At 43.0% G+C, this 19,423-nt stretch carries 13 protein-coding genes and 1 pseudogene; 7 read left to right on the top strand and 7 right to left on the bottom strand.

Annotation, left to right across the window (positions count from 1 at the left end):
• Positions 1 to 136: 136 nt before the first annotated feature.
• Positions 137 to 1,216 carry a hypothetical protein gene (locus F6K46_RS14630; protein ID WP_293064073.1) on the bottom strand — a complete coding sequence of 360 codons (1,080 nt, stop codon included), beginning with the start codon at positions 1,214 to 1,216 and terminating at the stop codon, positions 137 to 139.
• Positions 1,217 to 1,671: 455 nt separating this feature from the next.
• Positions 1,672 to 1,914, bottom strand: coding sequence for a hypothetical protein (locus tag F6K46_RS14625; protein WP_075898082.1), 243 nt, complete (start codon positions 1,912 to 1,914; stop codon positions 1,672 to 1,674).
• On the opposite strand from F6K46_RS14625, the gene F6K46_RS14620 reads away from it, so the two are divergent.
• Both F6K46_RS14620 and F6K46_RS14615 read left to right on the top strand, forming a co-directional pair.
• Complete coding sequence (locus tag F6K46_RS14620) at positions 1,914 to 2,102, top strand: hypothetical protein (protein ID WP_293039986.1); 189 nt, start codon at positions 1,914 to 1,916, stop codon at positions 2,100 to 2,102. The genes F6K46_RS14625 and F6K46_RS14620 overlap by 1 nt on opposite strands.
• 186 nt (positions 2,103 to 2,288) lie before the next feature.
• Positions 2,289 to 2,817, top strand: a pseudogene (locus F6K46_RS14615) (Uma2 family endonuclease).
• Between the two features lie 6 nt (positions 2,818 to 2,823).
• Here the strand turns inward: F6K46_RS14615 and F6K46_RS14610 are convergent.
• Complete coding sequence (locus F6K46_RS14610) at positions 2,824 to 3,132, bottom strand: hypothetical protein (RefSeq protein WP_293117112.1); 309 nt, start codon at positions 3,130 to 3,132, stop codon at positions 2,824 to 2,826.
• A gap of 1,394 nt (positions 3,133 to 4,526) precedes the next feature.
• Here F6K46_RS14610 and F6K46_RS14605 point away from each other — a divergent pair.
• From F6K46_RS14605 to F6K46_RS14595, 3 genes are all read left to right on the top strand, one after another.
• Positions 4,527 to 8,951, top strand: a complete 4,425-nt coding sequence (locus F6K46_RS14605) for a CHAT domain-containing tetratricopeptide repeat protein (RefSeq protein ID WP_293060195.1) — start codon at positions 4,527 to 4,529, stop codon at positions 8,949 to 8,951.
• A 24-nt stretch (positions 8,952 to 8,975) separates the two neighbouring features.
• The gene (locus tag F6K46_RS14600) at positions 8,976 to 9,335 is read left to right on the top strand and encodes a hypothetical protein (protein ID WP_293060193.1); all 360 of its coding nucleotides are present in this window, start codon (positions 8,976 to 8,978) and stop codon (positions 9,333 to 9,335) included.
• Between the two features lie 158 nt (positions 9,336 to 9,493).
• Positions 9,494 to 11,245: a hypothetical protein gene (locus F6K46_RS14595; protein ID WP_293060190.1), complete on the top strand. Its 1,752-nt coding sequence runs from the start codon at positions 9,494 to 9,496 to the stop codon at positions 11,243 to 11,245.
• A gap of 297 nt (positions 11,246 to 11,542) precedes the next feature.
• Here F6K46_RS14595 and F6K46_RS14590 read toward each other — a convergent pair whose 3' ends face one another.
• Entirely contained in the window at positions 11,543 to 12,820 is a 1,278-nt protein-coding gene (locus F6K46_RS14590; RefSeq protein ID WP_293060186.1) for a CCA tRNA nucleotidyltransferase, read from the bottom strand.
• A 176-nt stretch (positions 12,821 to 12,996) separates the two neighbouring features.
• On the opposite strand from F6K46_RS14590, the gene F6K46_RS14585 reads away from it, so the two are divergent.
• Positions 12,997 to 13,245 (top strand): Ycf34 family protein, encoded by a 249-nt coding sequence (locus F6K46_RS14585; RefSeq protein WP_293038319.1) that lies wholly within the window; start codon positions 12,997 to 12,999, stop codon positions 13,243 to 13,245.
• A gap of 226 nt (positions 13,246 to 13,471) precedes the next feature.
• Positions 13,472 to 14,101: a DedA family protein gene (locus F6K46_RS14580; protein WP_293060183.1), complete on the top strand. Its 630-nt coding sequence runs from the start codon at positions 13,472 to 13,474 to the stop codon at positions 14,099 to 14,101.
• A gap of 74 nt (positions 14,102 to 14,175) precedes the next feature.
• Here F6K46_RS14580 and F6K46_RS14575 read toward each other — a convergent pair whose 3' ends face one another.
• The 3 genes from F6K46_RS14575 to F6K46_RS14565 form a co-directional block, all read right to left on the bottom strand.
• A complete protein-coding gene (locus tag F6K46_RS14575; protein ID WP_293060180.1) occupies positions 14,176 to 15,378 on the bottom strand; it encodes an argininosuccinate synthase in 1,203 nt (400 codons plus the stop codon).
• A 114-nt stretch (positions 15,379 to 15,492) separates the two neighbouring features.
• A complete protein-coding gene (locus F6K46_RS14570; RefSeq protein WP_293060177.1) occupies positions 15,493 to 16,719 on the bottom strand; it encodes a SpoIID/LytB domain-containing protein in 1,227 nt (408 codons plus the stop codon).
• Between the two features lie 455 nt (positions 16,720 to 17,174).
• On the bottom strand, positions 17,175 to 19,423 hold a 2,249-nt coding region (locus F6K46_RS14565), incomplete at its 5' end, for an adenylate/guanylate cyclase domain-containing protein (RefSeq protein ID WP_293117109.1).

Below are 19,423 nucleotides of genomic sequence, written 5' to 3'. Positions count from 1 at the left end.
TAATCAGTTTGACCCGGTGGGTGGAACGGGCATCCTGCCCGTTACAATTTTCGGACGGGCTATCCCAACACTGGCAACCGCGACACAATCAGGGCGAGCCCTTCCCTAACGCACCCTACTGCTGACCGCTGACCGCTTACGATTCAACTGACTGTAAAATCCCATCTTCTAACTGATAAATTGCTGTCATAATCCCAGTTTCTGGATTGTTCAACAGAGATTTTTTGACCTGTTGTAAGTATCCTAATATATTGCTGCGTAAAATAGGTTTCTCTACTTTCAGGGTGTGACGGTAATCCCAAACATCCCAAATCAATAAACCGATACCAGCCAGGGGATCAATGATACTTGCTCCTAATTCAGTTGCCACTAAACCACCAGTTTTTGCGGCCATTTTGCTAGCGGCTTTGCCAGCTAGTTTGCTGCTAACTTTACTCGCTACTTTTCCTCCCATGGAAACCAGGATAGGTTTAGCTACCAAGTAACCACTACCGCCAATTAACAATTTCAAGGAAATATTGGATAGGTTTCCTTCCGTATCATTAATTGTGGTCGAAATTTCGTTAATATATCTATCCCACTGACCTTGAGTAATTTGATATTGGCTTTGGATGTCACTAAGATTGTTGCCCAACTCAGCCATATATAATTCAATCGTATCATTCGTGATTAGTTCCATCCTCATTTGAGCATTCTGAGGAACTAGTACTCGTTTAGAAAATTCTTTTTGGAATGTCTCGGTAAGTTTGGCGTCAATGGCTTGCTTGCCAGAGGGAAGGTTGGGATTGATTTGATGCATGATAGCCGACGCTCCCCACATAAACGGAACTGAAAGTTCCATCTTTTTTTGATTGAAATAATCAAAATACCAATCCAAAAAACTATCTACACGGGGGATTAACTCTGCTTCCCAAACATCTAACTCCTGGGCGGCAAATGCTTCAGCACTGGCGTGAGATTGTTTTACGGCATCAGCAACTGCTTGATTAACTTTACTAAAGTCGGGATGAGGTTCAATAACAACTGTTGATTCAGTCGAGGGTGGAATTTGAGCAGAATTGCTCGAATGGGGGATGATAAGTTTGCTGACTAAGGGAATGAATACAATAATAATTACTACAGTCCAAATCAGTGGAGCGACTGACTTAATTAGTTGGGTAAAGGCTTGGAGGCGCTCTGTTTTTTGGGTATAAGTTACTTCCTCTTCCTGACTCATAGTGATTTATCCACGGATTTAGGACTAGTATAGTTTATACTATTTTAATCAATTTTTTGGTAAGCATTCAGCTATCAGCTATCAGCTATCAGCTATCAGCTATAGCCAAGGGAACAGGGAACAGGGAACAGGGAACAGGGAGCAGGGAGTAGGGAGTAGGGAGTAGGGAACAGGGAACAAAAATTCGCACAATTCCTACACGGATTGCTATATCAGCTATCAGCTAATGCCCATGCTACTTGAGGTGCTATCAGCTATCAGCTAATGCGCTACTTGAGGTGCTACTTGAGGTGCTATCAGCTTGTGAATAAAAGAGGTAAGCTTTGGCCTTTGGCCACGCTACGTTAGGTCCGATGCGTCGAAGCCTGTGCCACAAACTAGAAGCCTGTGCCACAAACTAGAAGCCTGTGCCACAAAGCTGACGGCTGAATGCTGACGGCTGAATGCTGACAAGCTTACTGGCGATCGCTTAGATAATAGCGATTACCCAGGTACAAAGCTGCTGCTATAGCTAATCCTGGCAAGGTAATAACCGCTGCCCAAGGAGAGCGTAACCAATTCACTTGCTCAGCTCTTATGTAGTTAATGGACTTCTTGTACATACAAGATTCAGCTGGACTAACTGAACCCAACAAAACAGCACTGGCAATTCCAGTGGTTGATAGGAAAGCAATCAAGGTTAATTTGGGTTTGAGCATTGTTGAGATTCCCCGCTAGTGTTACTTGGGTAATTGTCCTTAGTCTAGCTTTGTTTATGCGATCGCAGGTTGTTCGCCCTTGGCGTTCGGTGTCGGGTAGGTTAGCTGGTTGTTCGCGAAGCGTGGCCTATTGGCCAAGGTTGCAGGTGATGTTTCCTATTCCCTGTTCCCTGCTCCCTGTTCCCTAAAAACCTCACCTAATTGAAAACCGCTATATTAAAAACCAAAGAGATATATCACGATCGATAATCATGGATACCATTACCCTAGACTTAAAGGGAATCGTTGAACTAACTGATGAGCAATTTTGGCAATTTTGTCAAGATAACCGTGACTATCGCTTTGAACGTACTGTATTGGGATAAATTGTGATCATGTCTCCAACTGGTGGAGAAACCAGCAATCGCAAGGCTGATCTGATTTATCAATTACAAGCATGGAATAGAAAGCATAATTTAGGGGTTGTTTTTGACTCTTCTGGTGGATTTAAACTACCTAATAATGCCGACCGCTCTCCTGATGCGTCATGGATAACTAAAGAAAGATGGGACACTTTGACTCTACAGCAAAAACAAAAGTTTGTGCCTTTGTGTCCTGATTTTGTGGTTGAGTTGCGCTCTCCTACTGATTCTCTCAAGAGATGTCTTGATGCAGTCGCTCATGGGGGAAACCACGGCAGTCGCTCATGGGGGAAACCCCCAAGACCGCGCTGCATCGCTACAAGCAAAAATGCAGGAGTATCAAGAAAATGGAGCCCGTTTGGGTTGGTTAATCGATCGGGAAAATAGGCGAATTGAGATTTATCGTCAGGGGAAACCAGTAGAAATTTTAGAATTTCCGACAAGTCTATCTGGAGAAGAGGTTCTCCCTGGTTTTGTTTTGGATTTAAGCAGTATTTGGTAATTGGATCTAGGAAAGGGAGTAGGGAGTAGGGAGTCGGGAGCAGGGAGTCGGGAGTCGGGAGTCGGGAGTTGGGAATTGCGTAGGGTGGCTTAGAGACCGGCTCGCCAAAGATTGATAACGGGCAAGATGCCCATTCCACCAACATGCCCATGCCACCAACATGCCCATGCCACCAACATGCCCATGCCACCAACATGCCCATGCCACCAACATGCCCATGCCACCAACATGCCCATTCCACAGCAACATGCCCATGCCACCAACATGCCCATGCCACCAACATGCCCATGCCACCAACATGCCCGTTCCAGCCACTGAAACTATAATAAAACAAGTATAAATTTACAACGTGACGTCATCGGTATGCCTACCTTAGATATAACAGTTGAGCAAGTCATCATGTTAGTAAAGCAATTACCCTTAGAGGGAAAAAAAGCTGTATTTAATGTACTCCATAACGAATTATAAGTTCAAGAAAATCCCTGGTTAAAATTGGCTGGAAAATATCAGGACGATTCACAATTTGAGGAAATGTTAGCTTACATCGAAGCTGAATGCTTACATAACGCTAAATAATAAAATTTCCACACTCCCCGCACCACACTCTTCCCGATTCTCAATTCTAAATTATCAATTCTTAATTCTTAATTCTTAATTATCAATTCTAAATTCTAAATTCAAAAAAAAAATAGCCGTAGAAATACTATCCACAGCTATTTCAATGACCTATGTCAGAAGAATATCCGAAACTTTCGGATGTGATCCTATGCTATCAGACCAAACCCTTGGCCAAGGGGGGGAAACCCCCCCAGAAATTTAGCGCTGCATCGCTTATTCAAAAGCACCGATCTAGTAGCGTGCGCATTAGCTGATAGCTGTTCGCGTAGCGTGCGCGTAGCGCTTAAGCTGATAGCTGATTGCTGAATACTTACGTTATTGTTACCTTTTAAATAAAAAAAATGTCCTAAACTAGACTTACATTGCTATCATAATTTATCCATAATTGAGTGCATCAATCCCTAACACTAGTATTTGTAAATAAATGTCAAAAAAATAAATTACCCCTTGCATCTTTTTCAGTATTTATCTATACTATAGATATTGAGACTGAGACTAATAACCGCGCTGGTTAAAACCATTAAGCGAGGCCAGCGCGGTTTTCCTCCCACCTAAATAGGAGTTACTTCCATGATGGCAAAAATATCACAATTATCAATACAGCGGTTTGCAATTGCTGTTAGGTACAACGTCTGGGCTTTTAGGGAGCAGGGAGTAAGCAATAGGCAATAGGGCTATAAGGCTCAAGGGTTAACAATACACCAGACCAGGTAATCATTTCTCACACACCAGTACCCATTTCTTCCTAACGAGTACTAATTTCTCACACACCAGTACTCGTTTACAAAAATCAGTACTGGTGTGTAACAAACGGGTATCGGTTTCTTCTTAACAAGTACTAGTTTCTCATTAACTAGTACTTGTTGCTAATAAACGAGTACAATTTTCTCACATGGCAGGACTGGTTAGGTGCATCTCAGTGTTGCAATTAGGTATAGCGCTACGCGCCAGTCAGCAAAGCTTGTCGGGTGGGCAAAAACCCTTTGGTTCTTTTAACAATTCTAGATAATATCATTTTGCCCACCCTACGCACTGAATTCTGACTTCTTAAGAAACGCTATAATGTTTCAATAACTATTGTATAGCAGTTGATGGCAATGCCTGACAATACATCTGATGCCCAACTTGACTTTCTCTTAGAGGTTATACAAGCAACCGCAGACAGTAATGGTGACGCGCAGGTAGTTTATCCATTACTGAAAGCAAATATCGACAAACTTAATCAGACGTTAGCAGAAAAATTGCGAGATTGGGCAACAAGTAAGCTGGCGGAAGCGGAAGCAGATGAAGCGGAAGACTTAGCAGCAGATATTGTTAACTTTAGTAATCTAATTCAGGAATTCCCCTTGGGTGATAAAGCCAGTAATATAGAAATTGCTATCACTGGCTATGAAGTCGCACTAACTGTTTTTACCCGTGAGGCGTTTCCTATTAATTGGGCAACGACTCAAAACAATCTCGGTGCTGCTTACTTATACAGAATCGAAGGTGAGAAAGCACAAAACCTAGAAGATGCGATCGCTTGCTACCAATTGGCTTTAGAAGTACGCACCCGTGAGGCGTTTCCTATTGATTGGGCATCGACACAAAACAATCTCGGTAATGCTTACTTATACAGAATCGAAGGTGAGAAAGCACAAAACCTAGAAGATGCCATCGCTTGCTACCAATTGGCTTTAGAAGTACGCACCTGTGAGGCATTTCCTATTGATTGGGCATCGACTCAATACAATCTCGGTAATGCTTACTTAGAAAGAATCAAAGGTGAGAAAGCACAAAACCTAGAAGATGCGATCGCTTGCTTCCAATTGGCTTTATCAGTTTACACCCGTGAGAGGTTTCCTATTGATTGGGCAATGACTCAATACAATCTCGGTATTGCTTACCGTAACAGAATCGAAGGTGAGAAAGCACAAAACCTAGAAGTTGCGATCGCTTGCTACCAATTGGCTTTAGAAGTACTCACCCGTGAGAGGTTTCCTATTGATTGGGCAAGGACTCAAAACAATCTCGGTATTGCTTACGATCAAAGAATCGAAGGTGAGAAAGCACAAAACCTAGAAGATGCGATCGCTTGCTACCAATTGGCTTTATCAGTTTACACCCGTGAGAGGTTTCCTATTGATTGGGCAAGGACTCAAAACAATCTCGGTATTGCTTACTTATACAGAATCGAAGGTGAGAAAGCACAAAACCTAGAAGATGCGATCGCTTGCTACCAATTGGCTTTAGAAGTACGCACCCGTGAGAGGTTTCCTATTGATTGGGCATCGACTCAAAACAATCTCGGTATTGCTTACGCTCAAAGAATCGAAGGTGAGAAAGCACAAAACCTAGAAGATGCGATCGCTTGCTACCAATTGGCTTTAGAAGTACGCACCCGTGAGAGGTTTCCTATTGATTGGGCATCGACTCAAAACAATCTCGGTATTGCTTACGCTCAAAGAATCGAAGGTGAGAAAGCACAAAACCTAGAAGTTGCCATCCCTTGCTTCCAATTGGCTTTAGAAGTACGCACCCGTGAGGGGTTTCCTATTGATTGGGCAAGGACTCAAAACAATCTCGGTAGTGCTTACGCTCAAAGAATCGAAGGTGAGAAAGCACAAAACCTAGAAGTTGCCATCCCTTGCTTCCAATTGGCTTTAGAAGTAAGCACCCGTGAAGCGTTTCCTATTGATTGGGCAATGACTCAAAACAATCTCGGTAGTGCTTACGCTCAAAGAATCGAAGGTGAGAAAGCACAAAACCTAGAAGATGCCATCCCTTGCTACCAATTGGCTTTAGAAGTACGCACCCGTGAGGGGTTTCCTATTGATTGGGCAACGACTCAACACAATCTCGGTAATGCTTATCGTAACAGAATCGAAGGTGAGAAAGCACAAAACCTAGAAGATGCCATCCCTTGCTACCAATTGGCTTTAGAAGTACGCACCCGTGAAGCTTTTCCTATTGATTGGGCAACGACTCAAAACAATCTCGGTATTGCTTACTTTGACAGAATCGAAGGTGAAAAAGCACAAAACCTAGAAGATGCCATCGCTTGCTACCAATTGGCTTTAGAAGTAAGCACCCGTGAAGCGTTTCCTATTGATTGGGCATCGACTCAAAACAATCTCGGTAATGCTTACTTTGACAGAATCGAAGGTGAAAAAGCACAAAACCTAGAAGATGCCATCGCTTGCTACCAATTGGCTTTAGAAGTAAGCACCCGTGAAGCGTTTCCTATTGATTGGGCAATGACTCAAAACAATCTCGGTAGTGCTTACGCTCAAAGAATCGAAGGTGAGAAAGCACAAAACCTAGAAGATGCGATCGCTTGCTACCAATTGGCTTTAGAAGTACGCAACCGTGAGGGGTTTCCTATTGATTGGGCAATGACTCAACACAATCTCGGTAATGCTTACTTATACAGAATCGAAGGTGAGAAAGCACAAAACCTAGAAGATGCGATCGCTTGCTACCAATTGGCTTTAGAAGTAAGCACCCGTGAGGGGTTTCCTATTGATTGGGCATCGACTCAAAACAATCTCGGTAATGCTTACTTATACAGAATCGAAGGTGAGAAAGCACAAAACCTAGAAGATGCGATCGCTTGCTACCAATTGGCTTTAGAAGTAAGCACCCGTGAGGCGTTTCCTATTGATTGGGCAACAACTCAAAACAATCTCGGTATTGCTTACGCTCAAAGAATCGAAGGTGAGAAAGCACAAAACCTAGAAGTTGCCATCGCTTGCTTCCAATCGGCCTTAGCCGTTTACACCCGTGAAGCTTTTCCCGAAAATTGGGCATCGACTCAAAACAATCTCGGTCTTGCTTACCAAGATGCTCAAAATTTCCCTGAAGCTTACAAGGCTTTTGATGCTGCCATTAAAACAGTAGAATCCCTGCGAGATGAAATTATTTCTGGTTCTGGAGTAGAAGAGCACAAGACCAAACTAGCTGAAAAGTACAACCGAAGCTATCGAGGTATGGTGGAAGTTTGCCTAGAATTAACTAATATCACAGAAGCCATTGAATATGTTGAACGGAGCAAAACCCAGAATTTAGTTGACAAGATTATCAGCCGTGACCTGAAAACCATCTTTCACCCAGAAGTTGTTACTAAACTAGAAGAATACAGGGATGAAATAGCAGCAGGCCAGTACGAAATCCAGCATGGCAAAGCTGACAATCCAACCGCCCTGGCACAACGTCTTCAAGAATTGCGACAGCAGCGTAATGATTTACAAGACCAATATTTACCTATCGGTTCTAGTTTTAAGTTTAAGCAATTTAAGAACAATTTAGATGACCACACTGCTATTGTACAATTTTACATTACAGGGGATAAACTGCTCACGTTCATCTTTACCCGGGAAACTCAACAGCCAATAGTTTGGCAATCTGAGCCACAAGACTTAGACAAATTTGTAAATTGGAAAGATGAGTATTTACGAGATTACAAAGCTGATAAAATCAATAAAAATAATTGGCAAAACGACCTGAGTAACCGCCTAGATGAGCTGGCTGATATTCTGTCCATTGATGACATCATTAAGCAGATTACCGAAAGGTGCGATAGATTAATTTTAATCCCCTATCAGTATTTACATTTGTTGCCCCTTCATGCTTTACCGATTACCAGTAAGCAGGGAGAAGGTAAATCTAAAATTATAATGGAACAGTTTCCAGCAGGGGTAAGTTACGCTCCTAGCTGTCAACTACTCCAACTTGCTCAAACCAGAAAACGCCCCAACTTTACCCATCTGTTTGCCGTCCAAAATCCCAGTGCTGATTTAGTTTACACTAACCTAGAAGTAGAAGTAATTAAAGGCTACTTCAATTCACCACCAGATACAGAAGTTCTGGTGGAAAACGCTGCCACCAAAGCCGCCATAGATAGCAAAGTTTTCAACACATTCCACGTTGTCCATTTTAGCTGTCACGGTTACTTTAATTACCAAGAACCACGGAAATCGGCTCTAATCCTGGCCAATGCCCAGAAACCGGCATCTGCTGAACCCAATTCGGAGCGCTATTTACGAATAAGTGAAGAGGAAGTATTTGACCTAGAGCAATGTCTGACTATCGATGAAGTCTTTGAGTTACAATTAGAACAATGTCGCCTGGTCACTCTTTCGGCTTGCGAAACAGGATTAATCGATTTTAATAACACCAGCGATGAATACGTTGGTTTACCCAGTGGTTTCCTAGTTGCCGGAAGTCCAGCAGTAGTTAGTAGCCTGTGGAAGGTAAACGATTTATCGACAGCGTTGTTGATGATTAAATTTTATCAGAATTTGCTAAAGCCAATGTCCTTAGCACTTGCCCTGAATCAAGCCCAACTCTGGCTGCGGGATGCTACTGTACAGGAATTGTTAGATTGGGCTGAAGAGTTAACTAAACAGTTGAATTTGGAGAATAACTTTAAGGAAAAAATTAAGAAAGAACTCCGTTTCTTTAAAAGTGAAGAAACTCCCTTTTATTCTCCTTTTTATTGGGCGGCTTACTGCGCCATTGGAAAATATTATTTTTAGTTACATAAATAAACCGCAAAAATCATGGAAATATTAGCAATTATCCAAGTTTTTACGCAAGCACTAAAAACTCACTCGAAAAAATTTGAACTTATAGACTTGCAAGACTTAGACCAACTTTTAGTAACTTTAGACACTCCAACAGAAGCTGAATTAGATCAGATACTAACTAATTGGTTACAAACCCATACAGAAGTCAGAGATACTCTACGCCCATTTGCTGAAACTAATAAGGAATTAAAGAATTCGCCCAAGCTTCCGCCTAATTCTGAAGCAAGTATTATTCAAAATCTATTTGAACTGCGACAAACCACCAAAGAAATTATTAAAGCTAAAACTAATCAACAGGATCAAGACAAGAGTCAGCAATCAAAACAAGGGTAAGCATTGAGCTATCAGCCGTCAGCCGTCAGGTAAGCTATCAGCTATCAGCTATCAGCTTATGCGCTACGCGCACGCTACGCGAACAGCTATTGAATAAAATAAGCATTCAGCTGACAGCTGACGGCTGACGCCTGAATGCTTACTAAAAATCTCAAACAATGACTCATAAAATCTACGCACCTAATATTCATCTCTTTGCCTTCCATCTTCGGAATCTATCTAGTAGTGATTCCCAACCAGACACCGACTATAACAGCCAACTACTTTGGCACAAGTACGATCAGATTTGTGCTAAATTCCAAATTCAACAGAAGCTAGACCTGAGAGACGTTGCCGAAGGTTACCGCATTGCTTTACTAAAAGGAGCCACAACGGATAATATTCTCTTACCGTTGGAGGGAAAATTATCTCTGAAGAATGGCAAAGGAATAACGATTACTGGTCAAGCTTGTCCACTCCAGATCTATGATAGTTATGCTCTCGGTTTAAATATTCGGATTCCTGAACGTGAGAATAATCAGAAAACCGAAGACGTAGACCTGACTGTATTCAACTATTTTAATCCAGACCAGTGCTTTCTTCCCAGTAAAATTAACAGTAACATTAACAGTTCCCTAGGACAAATTCTGTTACTAACTGCTTGGCTACCCCAGAAGCATCAGCAAGATTCCCATGTATGGAAAGAGATAGCTGATCAGTGTGTGCAGAATTTTCTGGGAGAAAAGGATAAGGATAAATGTCCACCGCTGTATCAAGAAGGTCAATTATTTGATAGTCCTATTTTTGAATATGGCATTCCTGATAAATCTCAAGACTATGGCCAAATTTTTGTTTGGCTATTTTTAGGAGAAGAGGTGAATGGCAACTATAGTGCCCGAGCAGATGAAAATTTTTGCTGGTTTTATCAAAACTTTATTGATTTATTTTTTTATCGCCAAAAAGTTATTCGAGCTTATCAAATCAGCCGGGACGTGTATAGTGATGTTAAACAACAATATCAAGATATCAAAAAAATAATCAATGAAACGACAGGTCACAGGCTGGAAGCCTATGCCACGACTCAAAGTCAAGATAAAACGACAGATCACAGGCTGGAAGCCTGTGCCACGACTCAAAGTCAAGATAAAACGACAGATCACAGGCTAGAAGCCTGTGCCACGACTCAAAGTCAAGATAAAACGACAGATCACAGGCTAGAAGCCTGTGCCACGACTCAAAGTCAAGATAATCAGAGATCATTATCTGAAGCAGAACTGTTGGACTTTAAGCATAAGCTGAGAATACTGCCGAAGCTAGACTTGAACTATTCAGACTTGCTGGGACAGTTAGAAAGCTATAGCTTTACAATGAAGATTAATGCTCAAAATTATTCCGAAAAGCTTCAACAACTTCAAGAAAAATTACCAAAGGATGATTTAAGGATTTTGTCAGTATTTTCTGATAAAATAAGCCATACTTATCAAGAGCAAATTAAAATAAACTTAAGCTATTTTGGACATAGTTCTGGCCTATTAGACAAAGCGATTTCCTCAATCAGAGGTATTGTGGAAATTGAACAAGCAGAACGCGATCGCGCTTTGGAAAAAGCCCTCAGAGATAAGGAGGAGGCTGATCGAGCCCGAGACAAAGAAGCTGAAAAACAGGAGAAAAGACAACAACTTTGGATCACCTTTGTCGGTACTGGTCTAGCCGTCAGTGGTATTTCGTCCCAAAGCGACGCTAAACAACCTCTAGAAGTGATCTTGATCAAACTAGACCGGAAGGAATCCTTAGATTGCCCTAAAGCTGGACTCTACCCTTGCTTGACTTATACTTTCTGGTTTGTGCTATTTCATATTTTGATTGGTGTTGGAGTTGGTGCGATCGCTGCTTTTATTGTGGATCGAATTATCCATCGGCGATCAAAATGACTGCTGATGTAAGCATTCAGCGGTCAGCCGTCAGCCGTCAGCCGTCAGCCGTGAGCTTTTAGCTCACGCTACGCGAACAGCTTTCCATAACTCAGATTAAACTAATGCTTACCTGTTTTATTCAAAAGCTCTTCCCTTTGCTTACCCTATGCCCATAAGCACCTCAAGTAGCCTGTCCATAGCCCATAAGCTGATAACTGATAGCTGATAACTGATAGCTGATAGCTGATAGCTGATAGCTGATAGCTGATAGCTGATAGCTTATGATAATAAGTTAATCGGATTTAATATCATGTGTTATTTGTTTTTGTCTTCAGAGCCACAGTTGATTGAGTCCAGCTTGGCGGCAAATTCCAGAGCACCTTTAATACTATCGATATTGCCCTCAATCCGTGCAAGTTGAATCTCAGTCAGTAACTCACCAATTTTAGAACTAGGGGATAACTTAAGAGACTTGATTAAATCTTTACCAGTAACCAGTGGTGTGGGATGGGCAACCTGGTCATTGGGATTCAAATAGTGCTCAATCAAGGGTGCTATAGTATCCACAGCCATGCCCCTGGCAACTGCCAAAAGCGCTACCACAGGAAAGACAGCTCCAACGTTAAGAAAGAAGAAATACTGGTCCCGTAATGGGATATCCTTGGCAGTAGTATAAGACAGCAATTGGGGCAAATGTTGGATTGCCCTGACTACTATTCGAGTCTGAACACGAGAGTACTTTAGAGCTAACAGCTGTTGTTCAGCAACTGCTGGTATTGATGATAATAAATTTGCTAGCTTAGCCAAATTTAGCAAAGATAAAGAATGCTTAGTCACCTTTAAGTTCAATTCCACCCCAAGCTTAGGCCAGGTTTCTGCCAGTACCATCGCGGATGGGTTAATTGCTGTCATGTACTCGAAAGATTCAGCGGTGGCATCAGGCAGCCATGGTCGTAATACATTATCCTCCCAGGCCGCTTTTAGCCAAGGTACACCCTGAGGAGACTTGAGGAGATAGCCCAATTCTGTCCGTACTCGTTCTGCTGCGATTTGGCTCAATAACGGTGCTACCTTTCTAATCACTGACTGGGTGGCTGGGTCAATCTGAAAACCCAACTGAGCAGCTTGTCGATAAGCCCGCAGTAATCGTAATGGGTCATTTTGTAAGTTTTCTGGTGACACCATCCGGATTATCCCTTTACGGCAATCCAAGATACCTTGTAATGGATCAATGAATTCCTTGGTGTGGGGATTAAATGCGATCGCATTAATCGTATAATCCCGCCTATGTAAGTCAGCCTCTAAGCTATCCCCCTCCTGTTGAGCAAAGTCAACTGTGGCGTTGCCAAACACTACCCTAGCTATTTGACGCTCGGCATCCAAAACCACAAATCCTGCCTTATAACGTCTTGCTAGCTTGCTTGCTGTCCGTACTGCTTTAGTGGGTAAAACAAAATCTAAGTCTAGGTAATCGGACTGTCGGTTGATCAGAGCATCCCTAACCGCACCACCCACCAAGCAAGCGTCAGAAGGGAGTAACTCCCAGTTAAACGGCCAATTTTGGGGTGATATAGCAGTTTGGTAATTAGTCATTAGTCATTTTCTGAAATCTCAGAAATAATACTATATATCAATTGTGGTAAACTCGAACATATAACTTTATAAAAGTAGCAAACAGAGTAGCCAATACTTAAGTATTTGATATTATAAGCTAGCCAATAAATTTCTGAATTGAGCTATGCTAAAATAAAGGAAATGGAGTTTAAGCAATGTGTATTTGCATTAACTGCCACTACGTAGACCGGTGTACTACATACCATGCTGTGGAAACCCAGCATCAGGTACCTCACCTGACGGAATCTCCCAACTTTGAAGCGGTTGAGCCCACCATCAATGTCAATATCCGTTCTACTGAAGATATAATCGAAATGGAATGGGACGTTGTGGGGTGTAATAGCTTTAAGCAGGAAACTGGGAAGTGGGCAAACCTTCGTCCTGGTGAACTGGTACCCACCTGATGGGATTGTGAATTTTAGGTATTCTGGCGATAAGCTCCACTCTGTAGCTAAGATCAGCATGGGATTCATCGCCAGTCAAGTTTTAATTTAACCAAGCAAGCTTTTGATAAAAGCTCGAATTGGTTCTGGTTGTGTTTGTCCAGTATTTTTCAAAATACTGCTTTAATTGACACAAAAGACACGATCGAGCCAAAATATTAAAAAGTATTAATTTTTGTAACGCTGGATGTCTTTTGAGCTTTTATCGTTGGAAACAGTCCAGGACATAGCTAAGGACTATGGCTACTGGGCAGTTTTTTTTGGGATTGCCCTGGAAAACGCTGGGGTTCCCATACCGGGAGAAACCATTACCCTGGTAGGTGGCTTCGGTGCAGGTAGCGGCGAACTCAATTATTGGGTAGTCCTATGCTCTGCGATCGCTGGTGCTGTCTTAGGAGATAACTGTGGTTACTGGATTGGGAAAATCGGTGGTTGGCCCTTACTACTGCGAATTGGGGGTTTAGTCAGGATCACAGAAGCACAACTGACAGAGGCTAAAACCGAATTTCGTAAGAACGCTGCTAAGGCAGTTTTTTTTGGTCGATTTGTGGCAATACTGCGGATCTTTGCTGGCCCAATGGCAGGGATTGTTCAGATGCCTTACCCGAAATTTCTATTATTCAATTTCGCTGGTGCTAGTATCTGGGCATCAGTGATGGTGAGTTTATCTTACTTTTGCGGACGCTTGATACCTCTGGAACTATTAATCTCTTCGGTATCTAAATTTGCGATTGTTGCTCTGATCTTGGTGATTGGCTCGATTGTTGTTCCTAAATGGTTTGAGTCTCGTAGGCAGAAATTGGGCATGGGGGATTAATTGAGATTGGCTAAGGGTAATCGGTAATTGGTAGTTAACGATTACCGTAACCCAATTACCGTAACCCAAAATTCCTAACTCCTGGTTTTTGCTGACCACACCCGAGTTGGTAATCCCCACAAGTAGATGAAACCCTCAGCAGCCTTGTGGTCAAACTGGTCTTCGGAGGTGTAGGTAGCCAGTTCCGGAGTGTAGAGAGAATTCTCTGACTGACGTCCTACAATTACGGCATTACCCTTGAAAAGTTTAACCTTGACTGTACCGGATACCCGCTCCTGGGTTTTTTGAATGAAAGCATCCAAAGCCTCCTTAAGGGGACTGTACCACAAGCCTTTGTAGACCATTTGACTGTAGGTGTCTTCAATCCCTCGCTTGTACTGGGTAACATCAGCAGTCAAGGTCAGACTTTCCAAGTCACGATGAGCTTGGATCAACACCGATAGGGCTGGTGTTTCGTAAATTTCTCGGCTTTTGATACCGACTACCCGGTTCTCAACCATGTCAATCCGTCCCACACCGTGATTGCCAGCTAACTCGTTCAGTTGACTAATCAAAGTAACCGGATCAAGGAGATTACCGTTAAGTATAGTGGGAACACCCCCCTCAAAGCCGATTTCAATATACTCTGGCTCGTCTGGTGTATTTGCGATCGCTTTTGTCATGGCATAAACTTCCTCTGGTGGTTCTACCATCGGATCTTCAAGCACCCCCGCTTCAATACTCCGCCCTAACAGGTTACGGTCAATGCTGTAGGGGGAAGACTTTTTCACTGGTGAGGGAATACCAAAGCGCTCACCATATGCGATCGCATCTTCACGAGAGAAACCCCACTCCCTAGCTGGTGCCAATATTTTCAAGTTGGGGTTAAGGGCGATAATCGACACATCAAAACGCACTTGGTCATTGCCCTTACCGGTACAACCATGAGCTACCGCATCTGCACCGTATTTTTCAGCAGCCTCCACCAATAATTTAGCAATCAGGGGACGAGCCAGAGCAGTAGAGAGGGGATAGCGACTTTCATAAAGAGCATTAGCCTGAATGGCTGGAAACGCATAGTCCTTGACAAAGGTGTAGGTCGCATCAGCAACCAAGGATTCTGTTGCCCCAGCGTCCAAGGCTTTTTGTCTGATTGGTTCTAGTTCATCTCCCTGACCTAAATTGGCGGCTAGGGTGATCACCTCCTTTACTCCCCATTCTTCTTTAAGATAAGGGATACAAACCGACGTATCTACGCCACCGGAATATGCTAGAACAACTTTTTCAGCACGGCTCATAATAGTTTCACCCTGTGGAAAACAACAAAATATCTATTTTATCCACATATTTCCAGAATAGGGTTGCTCAATTGCCATTTGTTCAGAATAGGGTTCCTCAATTGGCACAGAACTCTAATCGTAATCCGCTTCAACAGTATCAATCCAAGCCAAACTAGTGCCTGGATAATAGTTGCCTAAAATTTCTTGATAGGTGTAACCCTGCTTAGCCAAGTCACGAGCTCCGGTTTGACTCATACCCTGACCACCAAATACATTTTTGACAATATGGTCAGAAGCCGCGTACAAGGATTCTACCACCCCACCTTTGTAACTTAGAAAAATGCCGCGAGTTTCTTGAACTGCCTGAGCCGTGGTGTTCCACTCATATTTGATTCCTTTGTAAACTTGCCAACGCTGAGTGTTTCCCAAATCATAGAACTTACTAGCAGGTCGAATCGCATGAACCAAAGCATAGGAGCGAGCAGCAATGGCTTGTGCTTTCAGAGCTGCCATTGGCCAACTAGGATACACTTCCGCTCCCACCACCGAAGTCAGGTAAAGCTCAAGGTCAACGTAGTTTACTGCCAAGATGCTATCTCCCTTAGAAATCAATAGCAAATCCCCTCGATACCAGCGATTTCCCACTAATACATACCCTCCGTTAGTTGGCTTCACCCAAAGCCCTGCGGGGGTCTTATAGTTACCAATTTGAATATAGTCCCCTAATGGTTTAACATTACTTCCCTGATTGGCGGTTAGTTTACCCAGGGGCTGACCCCTAGCATCCAGCAACTCACCCGGTGTTGAAGTAGCCACTACCAGAGACTTAACACCATTGGCTACAGCAACTCGCATTTCTAAGATCGGAGCATCATTCAATGGCTTTGGTGCTGGTTGCTGATTTTTGGTAGCTCCTTCAGAGTGGCTGGGCGGCTGGTTGTTATGATTATAAGACTCAGTCTTGGCTGATTTATCCGATTTATCCTGGGATTTATCCTTGGTAGTAGCAGTAGATTGTTTAGTGTCTTGCTTGCTAGAGGTTGATGCTTGGGTAGCTTTAGTTTGGGCTAGGGTTGCTGAAGGTGGTGACTTAGAGACAGTGGAATTCTCATCCTTGGGGGTAAGAGATTGGGATGCTGTTGGCGCTGTGGCGGTAGATGTTAGTTCGGATGTGGGAGTATCCTCTGAGTTAGCCAACCCATCCGACTCAGGGGAAACTTGATCTGGGGAATTTGGAGCAGAAGACGTTGAGGAAGATGTTTCTAACTCAGAGCCAGGTGACAGGGATTTCGCTAAGACTAAAGGTACAGATAGGGCAATTGAAAATAGGGCAATTGACCACAACACTGATTTCGTCATTTGTAATTAAAATTAAACACTTGCTTCACCGGCTATTACACTATATAATACAGCATTCCTATTGGAATTCTGGATAGTGACAGACAGCTTATCCCTTTCTTCGCTTCCGCCAAAATTCATCCCACATCTCAACACTTCGTTTTGAGTGTGGGATGAATTTTGGACAAACTCTTTCACAAAAAACCGGCACGATGTGTCAAAGTGTATTTACTGACAAGCAAAGCTGAAAATGCTAGCATGTTGGTGAAACGTTTTTACAAAAAAGTCAAAAAAAATATATAGAGCAGAGGCCGATGGAAGATGAATCAGGTAATTGCTAGTTAACACTAAAGCTTTGATCCTCCCAAAGATCGGCAGGGGGTCAACCCTCAACCTTGGCCTTTGGCCACGCTACGCGAACAACCCTCAACCCACCCTACTTCGGACGCCAAGAGCGAACAACCTTCCACAATCACTTACTTTCGCCCAGTCAGCCAATAGGTGATCATCTCTCCTTTGCCCTTCACATTAATAATTCCTCGCTCTTCAAACAAATACTTGTCTCTTAAACGCTCGTAAGTGGCAGCAGTAACTTGAATTCTCCCAGGTTCCCCTTGAGAGTCCATCCGAGATGCCACATTAACCGCATCCCCCCACAAATCATAAATAAACTTCTGGATACCGATCACCCCAGCTACCACAGGACCAGTGTTAATCCCGATGCGCAGGCGGAATGGTTCTCCATCATCCCGCTGGAAACGAGTAATTTCCTGTTGCAGATCCAATGCCATGTTTGCGATCGCTTCTGGATGGTCATCCCTAGGGTTTGGTAGACCACCAACAACCATGTAGGCATCTCCAATGGTCTTAATTTTCTCTAATCCATGGTGCTGCGCTAGTTGGTCAAAGCTTGAGAAAATTTGATTAAGTAGATTAACCAATTCTGTGGGAGAGATGCGAGCAGAAAGCTTGGTAAACTCCACAATATCAGCAAACAGAATTGTTACTTCCTCAAAGCGATTCGCAATAGCTTTTGGCTCTTGTTTTAATCGTTGGGCGATGGAGTGAGGTAAAATATTCAACAACAAGTGTTCCGACTTTTCTTGTTCAGCTCTCAGCGCTGCTTCTGCCTGTTTGCCCTTGGTAATGTCGGCTACAGTGCCTTCGTAGTACAGTAGTTTCCCTTGAGCATCACGCACAACACGAGCATTCTGGGATGTCCAGATGATTTGGCCATCTTGTCGATAAACCCTAGCTTCAAAATCCGAGATAGCACCATGCTCCTCAACCGCAGCAATAAACTCAGCATAGCTGTTGGGGTTGAAATAAAGTTGCTGTTTAATATCGGTCACTTTAGTAACTATTTCTTCTGGGCTAGAGTAGCCATACATCCGAGCTAAAGCTGGATTAACACTCAGGTACTGCCCATCCGGTGTAATCTGAAAAATCCCCTCAGCCACATTTTCAAAGATGCTACGATACTTCTCTTCAGCTTCCTGGAGTGCATCTAGAACCCGTTTGCGCTCGGTAATATTACGGGCGACCCAAATCACACAATTGTTTGGCAGGGGTGAGACACTCGCAGCAAACCACACCTGGGAATTATCACCTCTAAAGTGTGAAGTATGAAAGGGTTTTTCAGTTTGCCCCACTAGCTTTTGGCCATTGAATTCCGAAAATTTTTCATAATCGGATGAATTGTGATAATATTTGTTAGTGTGATGCCCTATATTCTTGGAATCGAAGTCCGAAAGTTTGTGGCCATTCAAGTCTGAGTTAGAACTAATTTCATCCTTAATACTTCCTACTTGATAATGTACTATAGGTAAACTGTATTCTATATTCAGGGTTTGTTTAGTATCTAAGACTTGCCGGATATGGGTGACAAAAAGTTCAGCTTGCTTGGGGGGAAAAACCTCGTAGACACTCTTACCAAGTAGTTCGGTCGTTGGACTATATAAAACCTCAGAATTGGTGGAGACTACTTTCATGTATCGTCCTTGAGCATCAAAAACAGTAATCACATCTGTCATCGCCCCAAACAGCACCCGCAACTCAGCTTCGGATTTACGTAGTGCTGCTTCGATGTGCTTGCGCTCTACAATCTCAATCCGTAGTTGATGATTGGCGTCCCGTAGTGCTGCTGTTCGTTCCTCCACTCGGGTTTCTAACACTTCATTGGCTTTTTGCAAGGCTTCCTGAGCTTGCTTACGCTCAGAGATGTCTTCTACAGTACCTTCGTAATACAGCAGATTGCCATCTTCATCTTTAATGGCACGGGCATTTTCGCAAATCCAAGTCAAACTGCCATCTTTGCGATAGACTTGGGACTCGAAATCCACTAAGGTAGGATTTTCTTCCAATAACTGGATGAATTGGGAGCGACGGTTCGGATCAACATAAAGTTGCTGCTCAATATTCGAGACAGTATTAATTAATACTTCTGGGGACTCATAACCATAGATGCGAGCTAAAGCTGGGTTAGCACTGAGGTAACCTCCTGACGGGGTGGTTTGGAAGATGCCTTCTACAGCATTTTCAAAGATATTGCGATATTTTGCTTCAGCTTGCCGACGCTCGCTAATATCAATCCCAATAGTGAAAGCAGCTGAGCCTTGATGGTACTTCTGGGCAACAATTACATAGTTTCGCTTTTCGTCATTGACGATAGCCGAGACTTCTCGGCAAGCATCTTGTTCTGGAGTGGCAAAAAACTCCTTGACAA

It is taken from the genome of Moorena sp. SIO3E8 (assembly GCF_010692445.1).
In the GTDB taxonomy this organism is placed as follows: Bacteria; Cyanobacteriota; Cyanobacteriia; order Cyanobacteriales; family Coleofasciculaceae; genus Moorena; species Moorena bouillonii.
The sequence above is the reverse complement of the archived record's forward strand: the minus strand, read 5'-3'. Positions and strand labels throughout refer to the sequence as shown.